At 68.7% G+C, this 23,534-nt stretch carries 23 protein-coding genes, 4 tRNA genes, 2 pseudogenes and 1 riboswitch; of the genes and pseudogenes, 21 read left to right on the forward strand and 8 right to left on the reverse strand.

Annotation, left to right across the window (positions count from 1 at the left end):
* Together ABFT43_RS03240 and ABFT43_RS03250 are read right to left on the reverse strand one after the other, a co-directional pair.
* Window positions 1–1,014 carry an oxygenase MpaB family protein gene (locus ABFT43_RS03240; protein ID WP_347958949.1) on the reverse strand — a complete coding sequence of 338 codons (1,014 nt, stop codon included), beginning with the start codon at window positions 1,012–1,014 and terminating at the stop codon, window positions 1–3.
* Window positions 1,015–1,526: 512 nt separating this feature from the next.
* Entirely contained in the window at window positions 1,527–2,741 is a 1,215-nt protein-coding gene (locus tag ABFT43_RS03250; RefSeq protein ID WP_347959262.1) for a geranylgeranyl reductase family protein, read from the reverse strand.
* A 203-nt stretch (window positions 2,742–2,944) separates the two neighbouring features.
* On the opposite strand from ABFT43_RS03250, the gene ABFT43_RS03255 reads away from it, so the two are divergent.
* Window positions 2,945–3,961, forward strand: a complete 1,017-nt coding sequence (locus ABFT43_RS03255; protein ID WP_347958950.1) for a polyprenyl synthetase family protein — start codon at window positions 2,945–2,947, stop codon at window positions 3,959–3,961.
* 165 nt (window positions 3,962–4,126) lie between these two features.
* On the opposite strand, the gene htpX is transcribed toward ABFT43_RS03255, so the two are convergent.
* Both htpX and ABFT43_RS03265 read right to left on the reverse strand, forming a co-directional pair.
* Entirely contained in the window at window positions 4,127–4,987 is an 861-nt protein-coding gene (gene htpX / locus ABFT43_RS03260; protein WP_347958951.1) for a zinc metalloprotease HtpX, read from the reverse strand.
* 324 nt (window positions 4,988–5,311) lie between these two features.
* Complete coding sequence (locus tag ABFT43_RS03265) at window positions 5,312–5,803, reverse strand: YajQ family cyclic di-GMP-binding protein (protein WP_347958952.1); 492 nt, start codon at window positions 5,801–5,803, stop codon at window positions 5,312–5,314.
* A gap of 217 nt (window positions 5,804–6,020) precedes the next feature.
* Between ABFT43_RS03265 and ABFT43_RS03270 the strand changes: the two genes are divergently transcribed.
* The 17 genes from ABFT43_RS03270 (at window position 6,021) to ABFT43_RS03350 (ending at window position 18,319) form a co-directional block, all read left to right on the forward strand.
* Window positions 6,021–6,101: transfer RNA gene (locus ABFT43_RS03270), tRNA-Tyr, on the forward strand.
* A gap of 120 nt (window positions 6,102–6,221) precedes the next feature.
* A tRNA-Thr gene (locus ABFT43_RS03275) sits at window positions 6,222–6,294 on the forward strand.
* 20 nt (window positions 6,295–6,314) lie between these two features.
* A tRNA-Met gene (locus ABFT43_RS03280) sits at window positions 6,315–6,388 on the forward strand.
* A gap of 93 nt (window positions 6,389–6,481) precedes the next feature.
* On the forward strand, window positions 6,482–6,649 hold the full coding sequence (gene rpmG / locus ABFT43_RS03285) for a 50S ribosomal protein L33 (RefSeq protein ID WP_003929651.1): 168 nt from the start codon (window positions 6,482–6,484) through the stop codon (window positions 6,647–6,649).
* A gap of 338 nt (window positions 6,650–6,987) precedes the next feature.
* The gene (locus ABFT43_RS03290; RefSeq protein ID WP_347958953.1) at window positions 6,988–8,085 is read left to right on the forward strand and encodes a fused (3R)-hydroxyacyl-ACP dehydratase subunits HadA/HadB; all 1,098 of its coding nucleotides are present in this window, start codon (window positions 6,988–6,990) and stop codon (window positions 8,083–8,085) included.
* 609 nt (window positions 8,086–8,694) lie between these two features.
* Window positions 8,695–8,838: a hypothetical protein gene (locus ABFT43_RS03295; protein ID WP_347958954.1), complete on the forward strand. Its 144-nt coding sequence runs from the start codon at window positions 8,695–8,697 to the stop codon at window positions 8,836–8,838.
* Between the two features lie 224 nt (window positions 8,839–9,062).
* Window positions 9,063–9,135 (forward strand) — tRNA-Trp (locus ABFT43_RS03300).
* A 39-nt stretch (window positions 9,136–9,174) separates the two neighbouring features.
* Window positions 9,175–9,642, forward strand: a complete 468-nt coding sequence (gene secE, locus ABFT43_RS03305) for a preprotein translocase subunit SecE (protein WP_347958955.1) — start codon at window positions 9,175–9,177, stop codon at window positions 9,640–9,642.
* A gap of 66 nt (window positions 9,643–9,708) precedes the next feature.
* Window positions 9,709–10,542 (forward strand): transcription termination/antitermination protein NusG, encoded by an 834-nt coding sequence (gene nusG / locus ABFT43_RS03310; RefSeq protein ID WP_347958956.1) that lies wholly within the window; start codon window positions 9,709–9,711, stop codon window positions 10,540–10,542.
* Window positions 10,543–10,646: 104 nt separating this feature from the next.
* Window positions 10,647–11,078, forward strand: coding sequence for a 50S ribosomal protein L11 (gene rplK, locus ABFT43_RS03315; protein WP_006900742.1), 432 nt, complete (start codon window positions 10,647–10,649; stop codon window positions 11,076–11,078).
* 90 nt (window positions 11,079–11,168) lie between these two features.
* Window positions 11,169–11,888 carry a 50S ribosomal protein L1 gene (gene rplA, locus ABFT43_RS03320; RefSeq protein WP_347958957.1) on the forward strand — a complete coding sequence of 240 codons (720 nt, stop codon included), beginning with the start codon at window positions 11,169–11,171 and terminating at the stop codon, window positions 11,886–11,888.
* A 134-nt stretch (window positions 11,889–12,022) separates the two neighbouring features.
* Window positions 12,023–12,955, forward strand: coding sequence for an ABC transporter substrate-binding protein (locus tag ABFT43_RS03325; protein WP_347959263.1), 933 nt, complete (start codon window positions 12,023–12,025; stop codon window positions 12,953–12,955).
* 22 nt (window positions 12,956–12,977) lie between these two features.
* Window positions 12,978–14,027 carry a FecCD family ABC transporter permease gene (locus ABFT43_RS03330; RefSeq protein ID WP_347958958.1) on the forward strand — a complete coding sequence of 350 codons (1,050 nt, stop codon included), beginning with the start codon at window positions 12,978–12,980 and terminating at the stop codon, window positions 14,025–14,027.
* Entirely contained in the window at window positions 14,024–14,839 is an 816-nt protein-coding gene (locus ABFT43_RS03335; RefSeq protein WP_347958959.1) for an ABC transporter ATP-binding protein, read from the forward strand. Before ABFT43_RS03330 ends, ABFT43_RS03335 begins: the two co-directional genes overlap by 4 nt.
* Window positions 14,836–16,167, forward strand: coding sequence for a bifunctional adenosylcobinamide kinase/adenosylcobinamide-phosphate guanylyltransferase (locus tag ABFT43_RS03340; protein ID WP_347958960.1), 1,332 nt, complete (start codon window positions 14,836–14,838; stop codon window positions 16,165–16,167). The genes ABFT43_RS03335 and ABFT43_RS03340 overlap by 4 nt, the downstream gene beginning before the upstream one ends.
* A gap of 251 nt (window positions 16,168–16,418) precedes the next feature.
* A complete protein-coding gene (locus tag ABFT43_RS03345) occupies window positions 16,419–17,363 on the forward strand; it encodes a carboxyltransferase domain-containing protein (RefSeq protein ID WP_347958961.1) in 945 nt (314 codons plus the stop codon).
* Complete coding sequence (locus ABFT43_RS03350) at window positions 17,360–18,319, forward strand: 5-oxoprolinase subunit C family protein (RefSeq protein WP_347958962.1); 960 nt, start codon at window positions 17,360–17,362, stop codon at window positions 18,317–18,319. The genes ABFT43_RS03345 and ABFT43_RS03350 overlap by 4 nt, the downstream gene beginning before the upstream one ends.
* Window positions 18,320–18,416: 97 nt before the next feature.
* Here the strand turns inward: ABFT43_RS03350 and ABFT43_RS03355 are convergent, their stop codons facing one another.
* The 3 genes and pseudogenes from ABFT43_RS03355 to ABFT43_RS03365 form a co-directional block, all read right to left on the reverse strand.
* Window positions 18,417–19,487, reverse strand: a complete 1,071-nt coding sequence (locus ABFT43_RS03355) for an ABC transporter substrate-binding protein (RefSeq protein WP_347958963.1) — start codon at window positions 19,485–19,487, stop codon at window positions 18,417–18,419.
* Window positions 19,484–20,125 carry an ABC transporter ATP-binding protein gene (locus ABFT43_RS03360; protein ID WP_347958964.1) on the reverse strand — a complete coding sequence of 214 codons (642 nt, stop codon included), beginning with the start codon at window positions 20,123–20,125 and terminating at the stop codon, window positions 19,484–19,486. Before ABFT43_RS03360 ends, ABFT43_RS03355 begins: the two co-directional genes overlap by 4 nt.
* A gap of 13 nt (window positions 20,126–20,138) precedes the next feature.
* Window positions 20,139–20,600, reverse strand: a pseudogene (locus ABFT43_RS03365) (iron chelate uptake ABC transporter family permease subunit); the annotation flags it as partial.
* Window positions 20,601–20,641: 41 nt separating this feature from the next.
* A riboswitch (cobalamin riboswitch) is annotated at window positions 20,642–20,825 on the reverse strand.
* Window positions 20,826–20,949: 124 nt separating this feature from the next.
* Here ABFT43_RS03365 and ABFT43_RS03370 point away from each other — a divergent pair.
* The gene (locus ABFT43_RS03370) at window positions 20,950–21,903 is read left to right on the forward strand and encodes an L-lactate dehydrogenase (protein ID WP_347958965.1); all 954 of its coding nucleotides are present in this window, start codon (window positions 20,950–20,952) and stop codon (window positions 21,901–21,903) included.
* On the opposite strand, the pseudogene ABFT43_RS22665 reads toward ABFT43_RS03370, so the two are convergent.
* Window positions 21,888–22,012 (reverse strand): annotated as a pseudogene (locus tag ABFT43_RS22665) (helix-turn-helix domain-containing protein); the annotation flags it as partial. The gene ABFT43_RS03370 and the pseudogene ABFT43_RS22665 sit on opposite strands and share 16 nt — an antisense overlap.
* 183 nt (window positions 22,013–22,195) lie before the next feature.
* Here ABFT43_RS22665 and ABFT43_RS03375 point away from each other — a divergent pair.
* Both ABFT43_RS03375 and ABFT43_RS03380 read left to right on the forward strand, forming a co-directional pair.
* Window positions 22,196–22,468, forward strand: coding sequence for an excalibur calcium-binding domain-containing protein (locus ABFT43_RS03375; RefSeq protein ID WP_347958966.1), 273 nt, complete (start codon window positions 22,196–22,198; stop codon window positions 22,466–22,468).
* A gap of 228 nt (window positions 22,469–22,696) precedes the next feature.
* The gene (locus tag ABFT43_RS03380; protein ID WP_347958967.1) at window positions 22,697–23,527 is read left to right on the forward strand and encodes a DUF2786 domain-containing protein; all 831 of its coding nucleotides are present in this window, start codon (window positions 22,697–22,699) and stop codon (window positions 23,525–23,527) included.
* The last annotated feature ends 7 nt before the right edge of the window (window positions 23,528–23,534 follow it).

Consider the following 23,534-nt stretch of genomic DNA (forward strand, 5'->3'; position numbering starts at 1 on the left):
CTACGGCGTCGCCGACCTCTCGGTCTCCGCGATCGGGTCGTGCGGCACCGGGCAGCCCGCAGGTTGCGGTGCGGCGCTGCGCTTCTCGGCCTTCGGTGCCGGGCAGCCGGGCGGGAACGTGCCGAGCTCCTCGAGACGGAAGCCGTCCGGGTAGCTGCGTAGCCTCCCGGTGTCGCGGGTGTACAGCGGTTCGGTGCGCGGCGGGAAGAAGAACCGGATGGCCAGGCCGCGCAGTTTCAGGCCGCCGCGGACCAGGATGCGTTCGACGAGGGTCGGCTTCGGGTAGTGGAAGGCCTCGAGCAAACGATCGTCCATGAGCGCGAAGGAGATTCGGCGAACCGCGGCCCGGGGGAGCAGTGTGAACGGCTTGAAGGTGCCGAGTAGGTCCAGTGTTGCGTCGGCGACGGCCAGGGCATCGGCGCTGTACGCGAAGTTGGCCTTCTCGTAGCCCTCGTAGAGCTGCTTGAACTCCTGATAGGTCTCCGGGATGTCCTTGATACCCATGAGCCGGCCGAGGCGGCGGTAGTAGTTGGTGAGGCCGCGGATCTCGTGGTCGGTCAGCTTGCGCCACTCGTAAGCGGCGACCCACTCGACCGGGCAGACCACGAAGGTCGAAAGCACGTACAGGAAGTCGTCGTTGGAGATGTCGTACATGGCGTGCATCTGGTTGATGCGGCGGATGCCGGCGCGGCCGAGGGGGCTCTCGATGCCGTATTCGATCGGGGCCTCGAGCAGCAGGGCGGTGTCGTCGTAGCGCTTTTGCGTGTGCTCGGTGAACTGGCGGGTCCGGTACAGCAGGTCACCGATCGACGGAACCGCGTAGGTGCGGAACAGCGCGAAACTCAGAGCCTGGTTGATGCCCCACGGGAACTCCAGGGTGCCGAGTGCGTGGGCGATCGACGTCGGGTCCTCGACGGCGTCCATGCGGGCGATCTCGCCGCGCAGGCGGTAGCGCTGCACGATCCGGTTCTGGACGGCGTGCTTTGCACGGGTGGCGAGGGCGGATGCGGGCATCGGCATCTCCTGCGGTCGACGGTGTTCTCGCTGGTCGTTCGGGTATGGCCGCTGCCACACAGCCAATGGAACAATAGCGCGCCGATGTCTCTTTGTGTCAACCGTGTGATTGCTGGGCACGAATTGTATAAGTCTGATTATGGAGAGGCTGTTTTTCCCGCACCTCGGGGATGGGGATTGGGTGCTGTATCGAGCCATCCGCTACACCGAGCGGCTGGCCGAGGCCGATGCGGTGACGTCTGTTGGCTCCACAGGTGATTCGTACACCAATACGATGGCCGAGGCGTTAAACGCCACTGTCAATCGCGAAGTGTTCAGCTCGCTCGCGCGATACGACAACCGCCGACGACACTCGTGGTGCGGGCACCTATCGCCACTCACCTACGAAAACCGTTACGCTGCTGGACTTCCACACGCAGCATTAATCCCACCCTGTGTCCAAGATCCGGGGGCTAGGCCCCTCGTCGCAGGCGCTCCTCGCACCGCACCCCGGGCAGCGGAGGGTGCGCTCCTCAGCTGAACGGCGGCCGCGCGTCGACGACCGTGGACACCCGCCCGACGCTCCGCCATGCCCGCGCGACCAGGTCGGCGTCCTCGGCGGTGATGAGGTTGCCCATCACCCGCACGACCGTCGACATCAGCCGCGCCGACCGGATCCCGGGCCGACCGAGCGTCGGGACGGTCTTGGGCATCGTCAGCAGTCCGGCCAGGCGTCGTGCCGCGGAGAACGCGAGCCCGTAGTGCTCGACGAGGGTATCGCGCCAGCGGGTCGTGTAGTCGTCGGTGCCGAGCAGTTCGACGGCCAGTCGCGCGGTCTCCAGCGCGTAGTCGATGCCTTCGCCGTTGAGTGGGTTGACGCATGCCGCGGCGTCGCCGATCAGCATCCAGTTGCGTCCGGCGACGCCGGTGACCGCACCGCCCATCGGAAGCAGTGCCGACGCGATTCGGACCGGTGGGCCGTGAAGTTCCCACTCGTCGCCGACCATCGTCGCGTAGTGCTCGAGGATCGGGCGAAGTGCCATGTGCGCCGGACGTTTCGACGTCGCCAGCGCGCCGACGCCGACGTTCACCAGCCCGCCGCCCGCGCCGCCGAGCGGGAAGACCCAACCGTAGCCGGGCAGCAGATCGCCGTCGGGGCCCCGCAACTCGAGATGCGAACCCATCCACGACGAGTCGGCCCGGCCCGACGGCGCGTACGCGCGCGCCGCGACGCCATAGGCGGTGTCCCGATGCCACTGTCGCCCAAGCGCCTTGCCGAGTCCCGACCGCACGCCGTCGGCGACGATGACGTCGCACACCCGAACGGTGTGGGTGCCGGCGGCGGCAGCGAACGTCACCGCGCCCACCCGGTCGCCGTCCATCGTGACGTCGACGGCCTTGGCGCCCTGCACCATCGTCACGCCCTTGCCGACCGCGTGCGCGCGGATCGCGTCGTCGAACTCGGTACGCGCGATGGCACTGCCATACGAGGGGAAGCGCCCCGACGGCCACCGCACCTGCTGCTGCGCGCCCCAGCCGTGGAGGTGGAGGCCGTCGATGCGCGGCCGGTCGGCGATCAGGTCGCCGAGGCCGAGTGCGTCGAGTTCGGCGATCGCGCGCGGGGTCAGACCGTCACCGCACGTCTTGTCGCGGGGGAACATCGCGGCGTCGACGAGCACGACGTCGCGGCCGGCGTCGGCGGCGTGGGCCGCGGCCGCCGAGCCCCCTGGCCCTGCGCCGACCACCAGTACGTCGGCATACTCGGGGAACGAGACCTCGGGCGACGAGCCGGCGCCCTGGGGCTCCGGACTGCTGGACGATGCGGTGCTCACCCGAACAGTATGTCCGTACGCCTGACGGGATAGGCTCGGCAGGCATGCGGGGAGACGAGCAGACTCCGGCTCTCCGCGCAGATGAATTTCCGGATCAGACGAGATGGGGCGGCGTTGCTGTGAAGTCCACATTCGCCGGGTTGGACCTGGTATCGGATGAGTTCGCCGAGACGGTGCGCTCCTCACTGCAGCGGGTCGAGGATCTGCTGCTCGGTGAGCTCTCGTCCGGCGACGATGTGATGACCGAGGCCGCCACGCACCTGGCCAAGGCCGGAGGCAAACGGTTCCGCCCGATGTTCGCGATCCTCGCCGCCCAGTTCGGCCCGAGGCCCGACCATGCCGACGTCATCACCTCGGCGACCGTGGTCGAGATGATCCACCTCGCGACGCTGTACCACGACGACGTCATGGACGAGGCCACCATGCGCCGCGGCGCCCCGAGCGCCAACGCGCGCTGGACCAACAGCATCGCCATCCTGTCCGGCGACTTCCTGTTCGCCCGCGCGTCGCGACTGGTGTCGACCCTGGGCCCCGAGGCCGTGCGGATCATCGCCGAGACCTTCGCCGAACTGGTCACCGGCCAGATGCGGGAGACCGTGGGGGTCAAGCCCGGCGCCGACCCCATCGAGCACTACCTGCAGGTCGTGTGGGAGAAGACCGGGTCGCTGATCGCCGCCGCCGCACGCTTCGGCGCGATGGCATCCGGGGCGTCCGAGGACGACATCGAGCGGCTCTCGCGGATCGGCGACATCGTCGGCGTCGCGTTCCAGGTCTCCGACGACATCATCGACATCAGCTCGGTGTCGGGGGACTCCGGCAAGACCCCGGGCACCGACCTGCGCGAGGGCGTCCACACCCTGCCCGTGCTGTACGCGCTCACCGGCGCCGACGCCACGTCGGAGCGGCTGCGTGAACTACTCGTCGGTCCCGATGGCGCACCGCGTCCGCTCACCGATGACGCCGAGGTCGACGAGGCGCTGAAGCTGCTCGTCGCGTCGGAGGGCATGGCGGCGGCCCGCGCCAAGCTCGAGAGCTTCGCCGACGAGGCGCACAGCATGCTTGCCGGGCTGCCCGAGACGCCGGCGCACAAGGCGCTGTCGTCGCTGGTGGATTACACGATCGACCGGGTGGGCTGACCGCGTACCCGGCGCCCCCGCGCGTGGCGCTCGTACCCCGGGGGTCTGGCCGCCGCGCGTCGTCGTGACCCGGCCGGCGAAGGGTGCGTGCCGTCTCGCCGGCTGCTCGGCCGGGCGGGCGATGCCGGGTTGGTACTTGGTTGGTACTGATGCGGAGTGGCGCCGTCAGCGATGCCCGCGCGCCATCTCCTGCAGCCTGCGGATGCGCTCCGCGGTCGGCGGGTGCGTGGAGAACAGCTTCGCCATGCGATCGGTGGCCCGGAACGGGCTCTCGATCATCAGATGCGACTGGGCGGCGATGTCGGGGTTCGGCGGCAGCGGTGCGGCCTGCACGCCGCCGGAGATCTTCGCGAGCGCCGACGCCAGGGCGAGCGGATCGCCGGTGAGCTCGGCGCCCGACTCGTCGGCCTGGAACTCGCGTGAGCGCGACACGGCCAGCTTCACCAGGGTGGCGGCGATCGGGCCCAGCAGGGCGACCAGCAGCATGGCGAGCGGGTTGGGCCCGTTGTCGCGGTTGCCTCCGAACGCGCCGGCGAACATCGCGAAGTTGGCCAGACCGCTGATGATCGACGCCATGGCGCCCGCGATCGAGCTGATCAGGATGTCGCGGTTGTAGACATGCGACAGCTCGTGGCCGAGCACGGCACGCAGCTCGCGCTCGTCGAGGATCTGCAGGATGCCGGTGGTGCAGCAGACCGCCGCGTTTTTCGGGTTGCGACCCGTCGCGAAGGCGTTCGGGGACTCGGTGGGGGAGATGTAGAGCGCAGGCATCGGCTGGTGCGCCGCGGTCGCCAGCTCGCGCACGATCCGGTACATGACCGGAGCCTGCAGCTCGGTGACCGGTTGGGCGTGCATGGCCCGCAGCGACATCTTGGCGCTGTTGAAATACACGAAGGCGTTCATGCCGACGGCGAGGATGACCGAGCCCCACAGGATCAGGGGGCTGCGGAACATCGCGCCGATGCCGACGATGATCGCCGACATCAGGCCGAGCAGTGCCGCGGTCTTCAATCCGTTCAGATTCATGGGGGTCCTCGTGGTGTCCGGCGCCTTCGGCCGGGGAGCCCGCGCCGGGCCGGGTGGGGGTCCCGATCGGATCGGCGTGGGGAAGGCGCATCCATCGGTCAAACGACGCAACGCCTCTCCGGGTTTCCGGTCGATGTCGATTACATCTGCCCTGTGGTGCGATGTTGCCCACATTTGCCGAAGTCGATGGCGGCCCTCGGGGCATCGGCGGTGCCGGGTGCCGTCGGGATCGGTCGTCTGGGGGTGTCGGGGTCGGGGTGTCGAGAGAAGCCATCCCCGCCCGGCTCGGCGCCAGGCGGGGATGGACATCGCCTCTGTACGGCTCTAGCGGTAGTTGACGAACTGCAGGGCGATACCGAAGTCCTCCTGCTTGAGCATGGCGATGACGGCCTGCAGGTCGTCACGCTTCTTGCTCGAGACGCGCAGCTCGTCGCCCTGGATCTGCGCCTTGACGCCCTTCGGGCCCTCGTCGCGGATCTTCTTGGAGATCTTCTTGGCGTGCTCGGCGTCGATGCCCTGGACGAGCTTGCCCGTGATCTTGAAGGTCTTGCCCGAGGCGACCGGGTCGCCCGCGTCGAACGCCTTCAGCGAGATGTCGCGACGGATCAGCTTCTCCTTGAAGACCTCGAGGCCGGCCTTGGCGCGCTCCTCGGAGTCGGAGGTGATGACGATCGTCTCCTCGCCCGACCACTCGATGCCGGTGTTGGTGCCACGGAAGTCGTAGCGCTGCGAGAGCTCCTTGGCGGCCTGGTTGAGGGCGTTGTCGACCTCCTGGCGGTCGACCTTGCTCACCACGTCGAACGATGAATCAGCCATGTCGGACAGCGTATGTCATCGACTCGGCGGCCCATGCCGTCCACGCACCGGTGCCCGGGACGTACCCGCCCGCCGGGCATGGGCGCACTGCCGGTCGGTGCGTTCCGAACGCGGAAAAACAGGCCTCTGACCAGCCGGTTTGCATGGGTGCGTGGGGTTCGTTGTATTCTTCACGGCGTTGTTCGAACGACCGCCACGGCGGCCGGCAGAACAGCACGGCAGGTTGCCCGAGCGGCCAAAGGGAGCGGATTGTAAATCCGTCGCGCAAGCTACATAGGTTCGAATCCTATACCTGCCACGACGTGGTGTACGTTCATGAGAACTGCAGACGAAAAGACGGTCCCTGACCTGCGATTTGTCTCCGAAGAAATGAATGTGTAACCTCGTTGAGGCTCTCGGGAAGAAAAGCCCGGGGCACGCCCCCTTAGCTCAGTCGGCAGAGCGTTTCCATGGTAAGGAAAAGGTCGACGGTTCGATTCCGTCAGGGGGCTCGCTGGACGACAGTCCGCGGGGCGGTGTAGCTCAGCTGGTTAGAGCGCACGACTCATAATCGTGAGGTCGGGGGATCGAGTCCCCCCACCGCTACACATCGGGTCCGACCGGAACCGAGCGCAAGGGTCGCAAGCCCTGAGGGAACTGCCGAACCCGACCACGTACCACCCGAAAGAAGGCAACCAAGTGGCCTCCTCAACAGATGTTCGCCCCAAGATCACCTTGGCATGCGAGGTGTGCAAGCACCGTAACTACATCACGAAGAAGAATCGCCGCAACGATCCCGATCGTCTCGAGATCAAGAAGTTCTGCCCGAACTGCGGCAAGCATCAGGCGCACAAGGAATCCCGCTAGACCTCAGGTCTGCACGATTCCGGTTACAGGATCCAGCGAACGGGCTGCCTCACTCCAGAGGTGGCCCGTCTTGCTGTTGGGGGAGCTTCGCTCCTCATCGGCAAGTGATTCGCACAACTGAATACGCAACACCGAACTCGGATGTGTGTCGCGCCCTCGCCGGGGGACACGGACCAGCCGGATCTGACACGGGAGATCCGTAGACGAGCGCTCCGCGGCACACCGCCACCGAACACAGGAAGACACGCGCAGCGCGGCGCGGGTGGGACGTCGCGAGACGGTCCACAGAAGTCCGGTCCCAGCTCACGGACCGGTCATGCGAAGGGAGCAACTGGTCAATGACAACAGCGAGCGGAACCGACCTCCAGGAGCGCATCGTGGAGGCGAAGAACGGCGGTCACAAGCTCACCCCGGACGAGATCGCCGCGCACACCGCGTCGCTGGTCGGCTTCCACTACACGGTGGACGACTACTACGAGATCGGTCGCGAAGAGGTCCGCAAGCACGCGATGGCCGTGCAGGACGCCCACCCCACCCACTGGAGTGAGGAGGGCGCCAAGGCCTACGGCCACGACACCCTGATCGCCGCTCCCACCTACGTGTCGGTGCTCGGCATCATCGCCCAGCGCAAGCTGTTCGCCGATTTCGTCACCGGCTATGACATGTGGCAGATCATGCAGACCGACCAGCGCCTGGTCTACCACCAGCCCATGAAGGTCGGCGACCGCCTCGTCTGCGACGTCTCGCTCGAGTCCTTCCGCCACGTCACCAGCCCTGAGACCATCGACCTGATGGTCACCAAGAACGTCATCTGGAACCAGTACGACGAGCCGGTCATGACCACCTGGACGTCGCTGGCCGCTCGCCCCGGCCTGGAGGTCGATCCGGCGCTCGAGGCATCGCTCGACCACGTGATGATGAAGGTCGACAAGATCGGCGACCCGGGCCACACCGTCGACGCCCCGACCGGCCGCTACGATCTGCCCGACCCCACCCAGACCCCGGGTGCGTACGGCGCGATCGACTTCGACACCCTGACCGTCGGCCAGGAGCTCGAGCCCAAGCGTTTCTACCTGACCCGCGGCAACCTGGCGAACTACGCCGGCGTCGCCGGGGACCCCAACCCGATCCACTTCTCCGACCACGTGGTGAACGCCGCAGGCATGGAGAACGTCGTCGCACACGGGATGCAGACGATGGGTCTCGGTGCCAGCTTCATCTCCGAGTTCATCGGTGATCCGGCCGCCTTCTGCGAGTACAACGTGCGCTTCACCAGCCCGGTGTACGTGCCGGCCGACGACAGCGCGGCCGTCGACTTCAGCGGCAAGGTCAAGTCGCTCGACCCCCAGACCCGCCGCGGCACCATCGCGATCACCGCCAAGCAGGGCGATCGTCGCATCTTCGGCCGCGCCCAGGCCGTCATCCAGTTCAACTGACCCTCTCACAGTGACAGACGGCGGCGACCACCCCGGGCGCCGCCGTCTGTTGTCTGTCCGGTGGTCTTCGGTCTCCTGTCCCCAGGGGTGAAAAACCCTCCCCCACACCGGGTCCCGCTGGATCGATGCCGTTTTCGGTCACTCGCTGGACGGTCCGTTGAGCGCGAGGGGCGTCGGGCGATGGCGTCGTGCCCATCCATCCGGGTATCGCACCGCTGAAGCTCCGGTGGCGTCGCTGGCGGCGACGAGACCAGACCTCTCGTCGACGAGGCGATCAGCGACGCGCGGGCCGCGCTCGAGCCTTCGACACCGCCACCGACGCGCTATGCCGGGACCTGCCGGACGCCGAGGACGGCTACGCCGAAGCGCTCGGCCGCGCGACCCGTCTCGACGCCCGGGACCGGCGACGCGGACGCGTCGACGCGCCCGCGTTGCCGGGGGGCTTCCGCTGTCGCCGAGGTCGCGCGAACGGCCGTCTCCCGGCTCTCTCGGGGCCGGCAATGACTGCTCCGTCTCGCGCCGGGTCCGGCCGTCCGGCCGGATCTGCTGCCCCTCGACGAACCGACCGAGACGATGCCGCCGCGGCCTGCGGTAGAGCGCCGGTGGAAGATGCCGGCGAATGTCGGCGACGAGCTCACCGAGGGCCTGCGGGACAGCTCCGCGGCGGTCGCCGTGGCCACCGACGACCGCGCCGTGCTGCGTGATCTCGACGACTGGCCGCGACCCGAACCTCCCGGTCAGGGGGTGTCCTGAGCGGCCGTCGGGGCCGAGCGTGTACGGTCGTGGACACTGGGTCTGGGAGCGCATTTTGGGTCCGCAGCTCCGGTGATCTACACTGAAGTGTCTGATTGATTCAGACTTGCGCGCTGCCCTCAGGGTGGCGCGTTGGTTTTGTCGGCGGTGAAACGCCGGTGACGGCCCTAGTGGCCGGGAATCGATGAGATGGCAACCGACCCACCCCGGTGGGGAAGTCGCAAAGGGGCGTAGCTCAATTGGCAGAGCAGCGGTCTCCAAAACCGCAGGTTGCAGGTTCAAGTCCTGTCGCCCCTGCCCTGGTGAAGGGCACACGTTGACGAGAGGACCGCGAAGTTGAGCAAGCGAGACCGGGCTGCCCGCGCGAAAGAAGCCGCGGAGGGTTCCGCGGCGGATTCGACCGCGGCTGAGCTCGACGCTGCCACTGGCGGTGAGGAGGCCGACGAGAAGTCGACCGGCGCCGCCAAGGAGCTGCGTCCGTCCGGCAAGCGCTCGGCTCGTGGCCGCCGCTCGTCAACGGTGTCCGTCACCGACGGAGACGCCGACTCCGGCAAGGGGTCGGTGGCCGTCAAGGACCGCAAGAAAAAGAAGAAGGCACCTGCCGAGGAGAGCCGGAATCCGTTCGTTCGGATCTGGGTGTTCCTCACGCAGGTCGTCGCCGAGCTGAAGAAGGTCATCTGGCCGACGCGGCGCGAGATGATCACGTACACGATCGTCGTGCTCGTGTTCGTCATCGTGATGACCGCGTTCATCGCCGGCCTCGACCTGGCCTTCGCCAAGGGCGTCCTCTGGTTGTTCGGCTGACCCACGCGGTGGGTGGCCGGGCGAGCGGGAGCCGACCGGAATGAACCATAAGGAGCGTGGGCTGCAGTGAGCACCCCGGAGAACGAACTCGCATCGACCGACGCCGTCGAGGTGACTGACACCGACGTCGACTCGGCCGTGTCCGACGAGGCCGACGAGGCTGCCGTCGACGAGGCGGGCGCCACCGACTCCGACGCCACCGAAGGCGATTCCGAGGCCCCGGCGGAGAGCGCTGACGAGGCCCCCGCCGAAGAGGCTGCCGCAGAGGAGCTCGACCCCCGCGAGGAACTGCGCAAGCAGCTCCGCCGCGCGCCCGGCGAGTGGTACGTGATCCACAGCTACGCCGGTTACGAGAACAAGGTCAAGGCCAATCTCGAGACCCGCGTCCAGAACCTCGACGTCGGTGACTACATCTTCCAGGTCGAGGTTCCGACCGAAGAGGTCACCGAGATCAAGAACGGCCAGCCCAAGAAGGTCAACCGCAAGGTTCTGCCGGGCTACATCCTCGTTCGCATGGAACTCAACGACGAGTCGTGGGGCGCCGTGCGCAACACCCCGGGCGTCACCGGGTTCGTGGGCATGACCAGCAAGCCGTCGCCGCTGTCGCTCGACGAGGTGCTGCAGTTCCTCATGCCGCGTACCGAGGCCAAGAAGACCGCCACCCAGCGCGGCTCGGCCGCAGAGGGTGTCGAGGCCGCAGCTGCCGCCGCGGCGTCGAGCAACATCGAGGTCGATTTCGAGGTCGGCGAGTCGGTCACCGTCATGGACGGCCCGTTCGCGACGCTGCCCGCCTCGATCAGCGAGGTGAACGCCGAGCAGCGCAAGGTCAAGGTGCTCGTGTCGATCTTCGGTCGCGAGACCCCGGTCGAGCTCGGATTCAATCAGGTCGAGAAGATCTGATCCGGTGCGCCGTGTGACGGCGCGCGCGGGCTCGGCCCGCACACATCAGGACTTTCACGTCTCCAGCGGGCGTGGATTCGCAAGGAAACAATCAAGGAACAAGGATGCCTCCCAAGAAGAAGAAGATCGCCGGGATCATCAAGCTCCAGATCCAGGCAGGCCAGGCGAACCCGGCCCCGCCCGTGGGTCCGGCGCTCGGTCAGCACGGCGTGAACATCATGGAGTTCTGCAAGGCGTACAACGCCGCGACCGAGTCGCAGCGTGGCAACGTCGTGCCGGTCGAGATCTTCGTGTACGAAGATCGCTCCTTCGACTTCAAGTTGAAGACCCCGCCGGCCGCGAAGCTGCTGCTGAAGGCCGCTGGTCTGCAGAAGGGCTCCGGCGAGCCCCACTCGAAGAAGGTCGGCAAGGTCACCATGGACCAGGTCCGCGAGATCGCGAAGACCAAGGCCGAGGACCTCAACGCCAACGACATCGACGCCGCCGCCAAGATCATCGCCGGTACCGCGCGTTCGATGGGTATCACCGTCGAGTGAGCTTGCCCTCCAACTGAAAGACCACGTGGGAGGGCCGGCTCGGCCCGCACCACAAACCCCGCCGAGTGAGTGCGGAGAAGGAACAGAGCAATGAGCAAGAAGAGCAAGGCCTACAAGGCCGCGGCCGAGAAGGTCGACCGCACCAAGCTGTACAGTCCGCTGGAGGCTGTGGAGCTCGCGAAGGAAACCTCGTCGAAGAACACCGACGCGACCGTCGAGGTCGCGATCCGGCTGGGCGTCGATCCCCGTAAGGCAGACCAGATGGTTCGAGGCACCGTCAACCTGCCGCACGGCACCGGTAAGACCGCCCGCGTGATCGTGTTCGCCGCCGGCGACAAGGCCTCCGAGGCCGCCGCCGCGGGTGCCGACGAGGTCGGTTCGGAAGACCTGATCGAGAAGATCCAGGGAGGCTGGCTGGAGTTCGACGCCGCGATCGCGACCCCGGACCAGATGGCCAAGGTCGGTCGTATCGCCCGTATCCTCGGTCCGCGTGGCCTGATGCCGAACCCGAAGACCGGCACCGTGACCACCGATGTCACCAAGGCGATCAACGACATCAAGGGCGGCAAGATCAACTTCCGCGTCGACAAGGCCGCCAACCTGCACTTCGTGATCGGCAAGGCCTCGTTCGACGCCAAGAAGCTGGCCGAGAACTACGGCGCCGCGTACGAGGAGATCCTGCGCGCGAAGCCGTCGGCTGCCAAGGGCCGCTACATCAAGAAGGTCACCATCTCGACCACCTCGGGTCCGGGCATCCCCGTCGATCCGCAGGTGAGCCGGAACTTCGCCGAGGCGCCCGCCCAGGCGTGATCGCTTCGTAGCTGATCTTCCGCAAGACCCAGAAGGGGCCCGGCATCACTGGTGCCGGGCCCCTTCTGCATCCTTGTGCAGGGGCGCTTGGTGCGCCGGTGAGCTCGGGCGGGGCGTTTCTCGTCGCGATGTCCATGGAGGTGGTCGTGCAGGTCGGATTCCGGCATTCGTCCGTTCGTCGTCGGGACGCGGCCCGGGCAGCGGTCGTCGTGGTGTTGTCGCTGCTCGTCGCGGCCGTCGCCGGGTGCGGCTCCTCCGGTGACGGCGGCGGGGCGTCGGGCACCGGGTCGCCGGGCACGCCGTCGACGATCGTGTCACTGAGTCCGACCGGCACCGAGATGCTGTTCGCCGTCGGCGCGGGTGACCAGGTGGTGGCCGTCGACGACCAGTCCGACTTCCCGGCCGACGCGCCGCGCACCGAACTGTCGGGCTACACGCCCAACTTCGAGGCGATTCTCGCCCACGATCCCGACCTCGTCGTGCTCACCGACGACAACAACGACATCGTCGCCAACCTCGAACGCGTCGGCGTCGAGGTGCTGCAACTGCCGGCCGCGAAGAACCTCGACGAGACCTATGCCCAGATCGAGCAGGTCGGCGAGGCCACCGGCCACGAGGACGAGGCGGAGAAGCTCGTCGCGTCGATGCGCACCGAGATCGAGCAGATCATCCGCACCGTCCCGCTGCGCGAGGTGCCGCTGACCTACTACCACGAACTCGACGACACGTACTACACCGTCACCGACGACACCTACATCGGCCAGATCTACCGCCTGCTGGGACTGCGCTCGATCGCGACCGGTCAGGACGGCTATCCGCAGCTCTCGGCGGAGTTCATCATCGACAGCGATCCCGAGGTCATCTTCCTCGCGGACTCCCAGTGCTGCGGCGTCACGCCGGAGAAGGTGGCCGCGCGCGCCGGCTGGGGTGATCTGCGGGCTGTGGCCGACGACCGGATCCACGTGCTCGACGAGGACATCGCGAGCCGGTGGGGACCCCGCGTCGTCGACCTGTTCCGCGAGGTCGCGCGGATCGTCTCCGACGCCGGGGTGCAGGCGACGCCGTGACCTGGTCAGCACAGGAACCGCGATGACGGCGCAGGCGGTGACCGCGCGGCGTGCCCGGATGGTCCCCGGCGTGATCGCGGGGGCGGTGCTCGTGCTCCTCGGTGCCTGCCTGCTCGCGGTGCTCGTCGGCCCGGCCGGACTCACCGCCAAGGGCGTACTCATGGAGCTGGCCGACCGGATCCCGCTCGTCGATGTCGACTCCGGACTGACACCTCGCCAGCGGACGATCCTGTGGGAGGTCCGGGTTCCGCGCATCGTACTCGGCGCGCTGGTCGGGGCGATGCTGGCCGTGGCGGGCGCGGCGTATCAGGGAGTCTTCCGCAATCCGCTGGCCGATCCGTACCTGCTGGGTGTCTCCAGCGGCGCCGGGCTGGGTGCGACGACAGCGATCGTCGTCGGCGGCACACTCGGCTCGGCAGCGCTGCCGCCCGCCGCATTCCTCGGCGGCCTGGTGGCCGTCGGCGCGACCTACGCACTCGGCCGCACGGTCGGGGGCGCGCGCACCGAGGTCGTCATCATCCTCGCCGGGGTGGCCGTCGCGGCCTTCGCCAACGCCATCCAGACCTTCCTCATGCAGCAGCACGACGACACGCTGCGGCAGGTGTACAGCTGGATGCTCGGCCGCCTCGCGACCGACGGGTGGTCGGAGGTGCTGACCGTCGCGCCGTACGTCGCGGTGTGCAGCGTGGTGGTGCTGCTGTTCGCACGCACCCTGGACGTGATGGCGGTCGGTGACATCGAGGCGTCGAGTCTGGGCATCCGTCCCGAGCGGGTTCGGCTGTTCCTCGTGTGCGTGGCGACCCTCGGGACCGCGGCCGTGGTATCGGTGAGCGGGCTGATCGGATTCGTGGGCATCGTGATACCGCACGCGGTGCGGCTGCTCGTCGGTCCCGGCCACCGGTTGCTGGTGCCGCTGTCGATGCTGGTGGGGGCGGCTTTCCTGGTCCTGGCGGATGTGGTGGCGCGGACCGCGATGTCGCCGGCGGAGCTGCCGATCGGCGTCGTGACGGCCGCGATCGGTGCGCCCTTCTTCCTCGTCGTCCTCCGGCGCACCGGCCGGGTTGTGTCATGACCGCCGTCGTGTGTCGTGGGGTGGGTGCCGCCCGTGGCGGGGTCGAGGTCCTGCACCACGTGGACCTCGAGATCCGCGCGGGGGAGTGGGTGTCGCTGGTCGGGCCCAACGGTTCGGGCAAGACTACGCTCCTCCACGCGCTCGCCGGACTCGTCCCGGCGAGCGGGGTGATCGACGTCGCCGGTGTCGATCCCGGACGGGCCCGCCGCCGCGAGATCGCGCGGGCCGTCGCGCTGATGCCGCAGCGGCCCGTCGTCCCGGAGGGGACCACCGTGCGTGAACTCATCGCGCTCGGGCGCACGCCGCACCTGCCCCGGTTCGGGCCGTCGACCCGGGCCGATCGGGCGATCGTCGACGAGGTGATCGCCCAGCTGGATCTGCGCGCCTTCGCGCACCGGTTCGCGTCCGCGCTGTCCGGCGGTGAGCTGCAGCGCGTCGTGCTGGCACGCGCCCTGGCCCAGCAGCCGCGGGTCCTGCTGCTCGACGAACCGACCAGCGCACTCGACATCGGCCACCAGCAGCAGGTGCTCGACCTGGTCGACTCGATGCGCAGGGCCAACGACCTCACGGTGATCGCCGCGATGCACGACCTCACCTCGGCCGCGCAGTACGGACAGCGCCTCGTGTTGCTCGACCGCGGGCGCATCGTCGCCGACGGCCCGCCCGCGGACGTGCTGACCGCGCAGCGGCTCCGGGACGTGTACGCGGCGAACGTCGAGGTGCTGCAACGCCGGGACGGGCCCGCGGTGCTTCCGGTCCGGGGAGACGGGCCGTCGGTCACGGCCGAGACGTCGAGGTTCGGCGACCGATGAGGGTCACGCTGCTGGGCACGGGAGCCGCCGACGGGTGGCCGAATGCATTCTGCCGCTGCGGGTCCTGTGACGACGCCCGCCGCCGCGGCGATCATCGCGCACAGACCGCGGCGCTCGTGGACGACGCACTGCTGCTGGACCTCGGGGCCGATGCGATGGGGGCGGCCGTCCGGCACGGGGTGTCGCTCGCCGCGGTGCGACACGTGCTCGTGACCCATGCCCACGCCGACCACCTCGCGCCGTCGGCGCTGCTGTACCGGTCCTGGATCGCCGGCGTCGGCGACCTGGAGCTCATCGGCCCGGCCGATGCGCTCGACGCCTGCCGACCGTGGCTGGGACCCGACGATCCGGTCCGGTTCCGGGCCGTCGAGGCCGGGGACCGCGTGTTCGTCGGCGGGTACGAGGTCCGGGTTCTCCCCGCCCGCCACAGAGTCTTTCGCGACGGCGACGCGGTGCTCTACGACCTCACCGGCCCGGGTGGGCATCGGCTCCTGTGGGCGACCGACACCGGGCCGTGGCCACCGGCTTGGTTCGATGCGGTCGCCGGCACCGCCTATGACGCGGTGTTCCTCGAGGAGACCTTCGGCGACCGGGAGGGATTGTCCGACGGCCACCTCGGGTTGAGCCGTTTCGGGCGGATGGTCGGGAAGATGCGCGGTGTCGGCGCCGTCGTCGACGGGACGGACGTCGTCGCCGTCCATCTCGGTCACCACAACCCGCCGCTGGGCGAGTTGCGGCGGCGGCTCGCCGAGTACGGGGCCAGGCCGGGACACGACGGGGAGGTGCTCGAGATGGGGAGGCCGTCACCGCGGCGGGTGTTCGTCACCGGCGGCGCGAGGTCGGGCAAGTCGCGGTACGCAGAGGGGCTCTTCGCGGGCGCCGAGGACGTCGTCTACGCGGCGGCCGGCGGCCCGCGCGAGGATGATCCGGACTGGGCGCGGCGCGTCGACGAACACCGCATGCGCCGGCCGGCGTCGTGGACCACGGTCGAGGACACCGACGTCGCCGGGGTGCTGCGCACGGCTGGGCGTCCGGTGCTCGTCGACTGCCTCGGCACCTGGTTGGCGGCCCGGATCGATCACCACGATGCCTGGGAGACCGGCGATCTCGCGGCGGTGCGGGCCGACGTCGACGACCTCGTCGACGCATGGCGGACGTGCGGCGTGCCGGTGGTCGCGGTGAGCAACGAGGTGGGCAGCGGCATCGTGCCGGACACCGCGTCGGGCCGGTTGTTCCGGGACGAGCTGGGACGGTTGAACGCAAGGGTCGCGGAGGCCTCCGACGAGGTGGTCCTGATGGTCGCCGGGCAACCGCTGACCATCCGCTGAACCGTCGCCGAGTCGTGTGGCGCCCGTTTGCGGCCGGTCGCAGGGGCCTCGAAGCCGGCGTGGAGCGTGACGCAGCCGACGTCGGGCCTGCCGATAAGCTTGCCGAGTTTGTTCACCATCGGCGTGGCGGTGGGGGGGCTCCGGCCGCGGGTGATCAGGACGACAGATGCGGCTGACGGCAGTGACGAGGTGTGAGAAGTAGTGGCAATCAGAGCAAACCGATGTGACGACCGGCGGGCGGTGGCGCTGCGATGACACAGGCGGTGGCCACCGTGGAACCCCAGTTCTTCATGCTCCCCGGCAAGGCGCGACTGTCCTTCGGCGGTGACGAGTTCGTCGTCGTGCAGCTGCGCGAGGTCGTCGACCCGGCGGTGGGCTTCGACGTCAAGGCCGCGCTGCAGGTGCAGGCGATCGTGGCCGCGGTCATCTCGCTCGACTTGGACGGGATCGTCGACATCGCCCCCGCGCACACCGGGTACACGATCCGGGTCCGTCCCGAGGAGCTCGACCCGCGCGATCTGATCCCGATCCTGATCGCCGCGCACCAGAAGGCGATCGCCGGCAAGGGGGAGTTCGCGCCGACTTTCGCGACGACCGTCGTCGAGATCCCGGTGTTCTACAACGACCCGGTGACTGCGGAGGTCGCCGCGCGGTTCCGCGACCGGCATCCCTCGCCCGCGGAGACCGACCTCGAATTCACCGCTCGCCTCAACGGTTTCGACACGGTCGACGGGCTGGTCGCGGCACACTCGGCGCATCCGTTCATCGTGACCTACACCGGCGGCGTCCCCGGCAACGCCGAATGCCTGCAGCTGGTGCCGCGGGAGATGCAGCTGAAGGCGCCCAGGTACTCCGCACCGCGCACCGAGACCCCGGTCGGGGCCGTCGGGCACGGTCGCAACGCGACCAACGTCCAGCCGGTCGACGTCCCGGGTGACCTCCAGCTCCTCGGTCGCGCGGCGGTGCCGGTCGTCGACTTCGACAACGGCAAGGGGGCCGACGGGTCGCCGTTCCTGCTGAGCGCACCCACCGTCGTCAAGTTCACCCCGGTCGACGAGTCGGGTTACGACGAGATCGTGGCGGCCTACGAGGCGGGCACCTACGAGATCAACCGCGCCGAGGTCGAATTCGACCTGCAGCAGTTCGCCGCGGACCGTCTCGCCTATTCCCGCGCGCTGGTGGAGGAGCTGCCGTGATCACGATCGTCGACCCCGGTGTGCGTACCACCGTCCAGGACCTCGGACGCACGGGCACGATGACGACGGCGATGCCGTCTGCCGGTGCCCTCGACCAGTTCGCGAACCGCGTCGCCAACGCGCTGGTGGGCAACGGACCCAAGGCGGCCACCCTCGAGACCGCGCTGTCGGGGCTGACGCTGGCCACCGACGCCGACTGCACGGTCGCGGTCACCGGTGCAGACGTCGACGTCCTCATCGACGGTGTGGCCCACCCGACGTGGACGGCGCTGTGGTTGCCTGCCGGATCGGAACTGAGGATCGGCGAGATCCGCGGTGGGGCACACTCCTACATCGCCTTCGCGGGCGGTCTCGACGTCCCGGTGGTGATGGGCAGCCGCGCAACGGATCTGCTCACCGGAGTCGGCGGTCTCGGCGGTCGCGCGCTGCGCGCCGGGGACGTGCTGCGCGTCGGACAGCGGATGCGCGCGGTCGAAGAAGGGCGCCACCTCCCGGTGCGGCTGCGGCCGACGCTGTCGGCGTCGGAGGAGATCCGCATCGTGTTGGGTGTCGGCGCTCATCGCCTGACGCCGGAGTCGTTGCAGCACTTCACCGAACGCGAGTTCCAGGTCGTGGCGGAGGCCGATCGGTCGCGTTGCCGCTTCGTCGGCGAGTCGCTGCAGGTCGTCGAGTCCGAGGATCCCGAGGACGCCCGCCGTGCCGACGAGGTACCCGTGGCGCACCCGTTCGGCTCGCTCTGCGTGGCCGACGGGTCGCTGAGCTGTCTGCTGCGCGACGCCGTCCCGGACCGAGGGGCGCTGGTGGTCGGCACCGTCATCACGCCCGACCTCGACCTCCTCGCACAGGTCAAGGCGTCCGACTCGGTGCGGTTCACCGCCGTCGACATCGACTCCGCGCTGAGACTGCGGACCGAGCACAGCGACTTCGTGCGCACCGCGATCCGGGCCATCGCGTAACCCGAGCCCTCCAAGAATCCCTACTTCGCCCCGGAATCGCGAGATGGGACTCGCGATTCTGGGGGGGCGAAGTAGCGCTTTTTCGTTGGGGCGGTGTTCAGTTCAGCCAGTCGTTGCCCGCCAGTCCGAGCTTCCGGACGTCGAGCGGCGGGGTGATGCCCGACGCGGGTGCGAGGTCGTGCGCCTCGAGCACCGCCCGAAGCGTCTCGGCGGCATCGATGTTGAGCGGACTGGACACCCACATCGCGTACGGCAGGTTCACGAAACGGCTCTCCCGCACCGCTTTCAGGTTCCGGCTTGCCGGGTTGGAGCGCAGCGCCCCGATCTTCTGCTCGACGCTCTGGCCGGGGTAGTCGACGAAGACGATCAGGTCGGGATCGGCGACGGTGATCCGCTCCCAGTTGACCGCCGTCCACGTGTCCCGGACGTCCTCGGTGGCGTTGCGCGCTCCCGCGGCGTCGATGATGCCCTGGGGCCCGCCGAAGGAGCCAGACGTGAAGATGGTGTCGGACACGCTGTCGAACACGAAGACCGTCGGCCGGACCTCCGGTTGCGGTGCGCCGCGGAGCTTTTCGAGGCGCTTGGCGACGTCGTCGGCGGCTTTCGCGCCCCGGCCCGGGTTACCGGTGATCGTGCCGATGTTGCGCAGGTCGGTGTCGAGTGCGACCCACGGGTCCATCGTGCCCCGCTGGGCCTGTCCGTCGACCTTGCGGCATGCCTCCGAAAGTTGGTACACGTCGATGCCGTGCGAGGCGAGGATCTCCGGGGTGATCCCCCGGGATTCGCTCATGCCGTAGTTGTACCCGGCGTAGAGGACCTGCGGCCTGGCGCCGACGATGTTCTCCAGCGTGGGCGGTTGGGTGGAGACCTCGTTGAGGGTGTCGACCTGTTCCGGGCCGTAGACGAGTCGTAGGACGTCCTTGTCGCGTGCCAACGAACTGACGGCGACCATCTTGTCTCGCGCTCCGGCCGCGAGCGCGATGGCGATCATGCCGCCGTCGTTGACGAAGAGACGCTCGAGGGGCTGGGGGAAGGCGACCTGTTCGCCGCAGTTGGTGACGGTGACCGAGTCCGCGGATGCGGTGGAGTCGTCGGTGCCGCATCCGGCGAGAAGTCCGGCGGTGAGCGCGGAGACGACGATGAGAGTGCTGGGGAGTGCGAGCCTCACGGGATTTCCTCGAGGTTGAGAGTCGGCAGTTCGGATGTGTTCGGCGAGTTGAGCAACAGGTGCGGCCGCCCGGTTTCGGGATGCGGCACGATGCTGCCGGTCACGTCGAACACGGAGGCGAGCAGATCGGGTGTCAGCACCTCCAGCGGTGGCCCTTGGGCGACGATCCCGCCGTCGGCGACGACCGCCGCCGCGTCGAAATGGCGGAGGACGAGGTCGAGGTCGTGCATCGCGGCGACAACCGTCGCGTCGAGTTCGTCGAGGACCTGCATCAGACGCAGGCGCCACGCGGCGTCGAGATGATTGGTCGGCTCGTCGAGAACGATGATCGGGGTCCGCTGCGCGAGCGCGCGGGCCAGCACGACGCGGTGTCGTTCTCCACCGGACAATCGGGTACACGACCATCGTTGCCGGCCGGCCAGACCGACCGTGCGCAGGGCCTCCTCAACGGCCGCCGCGTCGTCGGAACTGCTTGTCGCCCAGGATGACCGGTACGGTGTTCGGCCCAGGCCCACGGCCTCGGCGACGGTCAGTTCGGCTGACGGGTGTTCGTCCTGCGTGACGACGGCGATCGAGCGGGCGCGACGCCGCGCCGGAAGTCGGGCGAGGTCGGAGGGGCGTGAGGCCCCCCTGCGCACGAGCGATGGTTTACACCGCAACCGATGCCGCGAGCGCCCCGAGGAGGGCGCCCGCCGACAGAGCCCAGACACCCAGCGCTGCAAGGGAACCCAGGGTGATGACCACCGTCGCGCCGACCGACGCCCCGGCGGACACTCCCAGCAGATACGGCTCGGCGAGCGGGTTGCGGACGAGCGCCTGCATCAGTGCTCCGGCGAGTGCGAGCCCGGCGCCGACGATCGCGGCCAGGATCGAGCGTGGCAGGCGGAGGTCGAAGATGATGACCGAGTGCGCGGCGTCGACCTCGTCGCCGCGCAGGCGTCCGACGACGGTGCGCCCGACCTCCTCGATCGGGATGGACTCGGCGCCGAACGCCGTCGCGAGCACAATGCTCACCAGCGTGAGCGCCGACAGGATCAGGGCAAGCGGCGTCGACGGAAGTCGCGGCGCTGATGCGCCGGCGACCCCGGTCGTGCCGTCTGGGGGACGGGACACGTGTTTCTACCTCGGTCTGGGCGTCTGTGCGCGAGACGCCGGTGGACTCGTGGAGAGCGGCAGGTATTCGGACTCGGGATCGACCGGGCCCGACGCCTTCCCGGGTTGCCCCAGTGGCCTTGGTGTCGGGCTCGTCCCCCATACCGCTGCGCGCCAGTCCTGGATTCCCACCAGGTTCCCTTGCCTCCGCGTGGTGCGGGTGCGACCGCTCTCGAGGGTGAGGGTACCAACCCCGGCGCCGGGCGGCGTCGCCGGCGAGGCGGTCGTCGGGCGCGGGACGACGACGACACCTATCCTTGTGTCCACGAGGCGATGTGACCCGAAGCGAACCGAGGCGGACGGTGATCCGATGGATGGACGACCGACGAAGCTGGCGATCATCGGCGCGGGCGCGGTGGGCACCGCGATCGCCTATTCCGCGCTGATCCGCGGGGTGGCGCGCACCGTCGCGCTGATGGACGTGAAGGCGACGAAGGTCGCCGCCGAGGTCCTCGATCTCTCGCACGGCCTGGAGTTCGTGCCGCGCGCCGACGTCATCGGGTCCGACGACTTCGCCGTGTGCGCCGACGCCGATGTCGTCGTGCTCACGGCCGGCGCCAAACAGAAGCCCGGACAATCCCGCCTCGAATTGGCCGAGGCGACAATCGGTTTGACGCACACCATCCTGCCGCAGGTGCTCGAGGTCGCGCCGGACGCGATCTACCTGATGGTCACCAACCCCGTCGACATCGTCACCCATGCCGCACTGAAGGTCAGTGGATTGCCGCCGAATCGGGTGTTCGGCTCGGGGACGGTGCTCGATTCGTCGAGGTTGCGTTTCCTCGTCGCCGACCACTGCGGGGTGGCCGTGCAGAGTGTGCACGCGTACGTCGTCGGGGAGCACGGCGACAGTGAGATTCCGCTGTGGTCGTCGGCGATGATCGGTGGGGTGCCGCTGACCCAGTGGACGCCGCTGCCCGGGCGTCCTCCGATGGATGACGCTGCGCGCGAGAGAATCCGGCACGAGGTCGTGCACGCGGCCTACAGGATCATCGAGGGCAAGGGCGCGACCAACTACGCGATCGGGCTCGCGGCGACGCGGATCGTCGAGGCCGTGCTGGACAACGAGCATCGCGTGCTGCCGGTGTCGACGGTCGCCACCGGCTTCCCGGGGCTGGAGGACGTGTGCCTGTCGCTGCCGACCGTCGTCGCGCGGGAGGGTGCGTACAAACGACTCGAGGTGCCGTTGTCCGACGAGGAGCGGGCGGGCCTGCTCGCGTCGGCCGAGACGCTGCGGCAGATGCAGACGAGGTTCGGGTTGTAGAGGCCGACAGGATCACGACACAGGTCATCGAGATCTGACGGGCCTGCGCGATCGAGCGGGTCTTGCCGGGCCCGCGCAACTCCTCCACCGAGACGTCGAAGTACTCGGCGTCGCGGGTTTGGGTGCGGTTTCGCGGGATGCGTGGAGGTCACGATTGTGCGCTCGACCCGCGATTTCGGGTGGGCTCGGGTGCCTGTCGCTCGACCGGACCAATCCTCGTTTCCGATGCGGGTCCGCACGCCGCCTACCGGTAGGTTCGATCTGATCACACCGGTGTGGAAAGGGTTCGACGATGAGCGTTGTGCGTAAGACGGTTCTGGGTTACATGGCGGCGGGAACGCTGATGATCGCGCCGCTGGCCGTGGCCGCCCCGGCGTCGGCCGCGACCGACTACCCGAACTGCGCCGCTCTCCGTGAGGACTACCCGCACGGCGTCGGCAGGCCGGGTGCCGTCGACTCGACGTCCGGCACCCCGGTCACGAACTTCACCGTCGACGAGGACCTCTACAACGCCAACTCGGAGAGCGACCGCGACGGCGACGGCATCGCCTGCGAACAACACTGACCCACATCGTCTCGGTCCGATCGCCGTCTCCGTTCGATCGCCCGACGATCGGTCGCGTACCCGGCGGCACCGGCGGCAGCCGCAGATCAGCGACGACGACATCGCCGGTGGGCACCGCCCGGGGACCCAGCGGGCCCGGCCGCCCGTGGCGGGTGGCCACCACCTGCGATTTTTCTACCATCTGCGCGCCCGATGGAACCGTTCGGGCGCGCAGATAGTCTGAACTGCATGCGCGACGACAAGCTGCTCTCCAAGATCGCGGCCCTTCTCCGCAAGGCGGAGAACACCGACAACGAGCACGAGGCCGAGGCATTCATGCAGGCCGCGCAGCGGCTGGCCACCGCATCGGCCATCGACCTCGCGGTGGCCCGTGCGCACGATCCCGCCGCCCGCAGGACGGTCACCCCGATCAGCCGGCAGATCAAGATCGGGGAACCCGGAAAGCGTGGCCTCCGCACATACGTGCAGCTGTTCGTCGCCATTGCATCGGCCAACGACGTGACCGTCGACGTCGCATCCAACTCGACCTTCGTCCTCGCCTACGGCTACGAGGCCGACATCGACGCCTGCGAGGCGCTGTACACGTCGTTGATCGTGCAGATGGTGGCCGCCAGCGATGCCTACCTGCGATCCGGCGCCTACAAGGGGGAGACGTTCGCGCGGGTCGTCACCAAGGGCACCGGCTGGCGCGCACGCCGCGTCATCGAGGAGAAACCGCTGTCGCCGATCACCGCACGGCTGAACTTCCAGTCCGCGTTCGCCGAACGTATCGGCAAGCGCCTCGCCGAGGCCCGCGACGCCGCGCGTGAGGAAGCGCTCGACGCCGAGCGGAAGTCGGGCGAACCGGAGCGGTCGACGGCACTTGCGTTGCGCAACAAGGAAATCGAGGTCCGCGACTTCTACAAGACGGAGTCGACGGCCCGCGGTACGTGGCGTCCGTCGAGCGCGTCGGCCGGTTACTCCGAAGCCGCACGACGCGCCGGCGACCGCGCGGGGCGTCGGGCCAAGATCGGTACCGACCATGAATTCGGTGCTCCGCGAGGGGCTCTCGAGGCGTGAGGGCATG

The organism is Gordonia aurantiaca, assembly GCF_039939235.1.
Lineage (GTDB): Bacteria > Actinomycetota > Actinomycetes > Mycobacteriales > Mycobacteriaceae > Gordonia.

Excerpts from the sequence above, each read along its gene's own strand:
- ABFT43_RS03240 (WP_347958949.1), bottom strand. The coding sequence starts at position 1,014 with ATGCCCGCATCCGCCCTCGCCACCCGTGCAAAGCACGCCGTCCAGAAC.
- htpX (WP_347958951.1), bottom strand. The coding sequence starts at position 4,987 with ATGAATCTGAACGGATTGAAGACCGCGGCACTGCTCGGCCTGATGTCG.
- ABFT43_RS03265 (WP_347958952.1), bottom strand. The coding sequence starts at position 5,803 with ATGGCTGATTCATCGTTCGACGTGGTGAGCAAGGTCGACCGCCAGGAG.
- ABFT43_RS03290 (WP_347958953.1), top strand. The coding sequence starts at position 6,988 with ATGACAACAGCGAGCGGAACCGACCTCCAGGAGCGCATCGTGGAGGCG.
- ABFT43_RS03295 (WP_347958954.1), top strand. The coding sequence starts at position 8,695 with ATGCCGGCGAATGTCGGCGACGAGCTCACCGAGGGCCTGCGGGACAGC.
- rplK (WP_006900742.1), top strand. The coding sequence starts at position 10,647 with ATGCCTCCCAAGAAGAAGAAGATCGCCGGGATCATCAAGCTCCAGATC.
- rplA (WP_347958957.1), top strand. The coding sequence starts at position 11,169 with ATGAGCAAGAAGAGCAAGGCCTACAAGGCCGCGGCCGAGAAGGTCGAC.
- ABFT43_RS03325 (WP_347959263.1), top strand. The coding sequence starts at position 12,023 with ATGGAGGTGGTCGTGCAGGTCGGATTCCGGCATTCGTCCGTTCGTCGT.
- ABFT43_RS03330 (WP_347958958.1), top strand. The coding sequence starts at position 12,978 with ATGACGGCGCAGGCGGTGACCGCGCGGCGTGCCCGGATGGTCCCCGGC.
- ABFT43_RS03335 (WP_347958959.1), top strand. The coding sequence starts at position 14,024 with ATGACCGCCGTCGTGTGTCGTGGGGTGGGTGCCGCCCGTGGCGGGGTC.
- ABFT43_RS03340 (WP_347958960.1), top strand. The coding sequence starts at position 14,836 with ATGAGGGTCACGCTGCTGGGCACGGGAGCCGCCGACGGGTGGCCGAAT.
- ABFT43_RS03345 (WP_347958961.1), top strand. The coding sequence starts at position 16,419 with ATGACACAGGCGGTGGCCACCGTGGAACCCCAGTTCTTCATGCTCCCC.
- ABFT43_RS03370 (WP_347958965.1), top strand. The coding sequence starts at position 20,950 with ATGGATGGACGACCGACGAAGCTGGCGATCATCGGCGCGGGCGCGGTG.
- ABFT43_RS03375 (WP_347958966.1), top strand. The coding sequence starts at position 22,196 with ATGAGCGTTGTGCGTAAGACGGTTCTGGGTTACATGGCGGCGGGAACG.
- ABFT43_RS03380 (WP_347958967.1), top strand. The coding sequence starts at position 22,697 with ATGCGCGACGACAAGCTGCTCTCCAAGATCGCGGCCCTTCTCCGCAAG.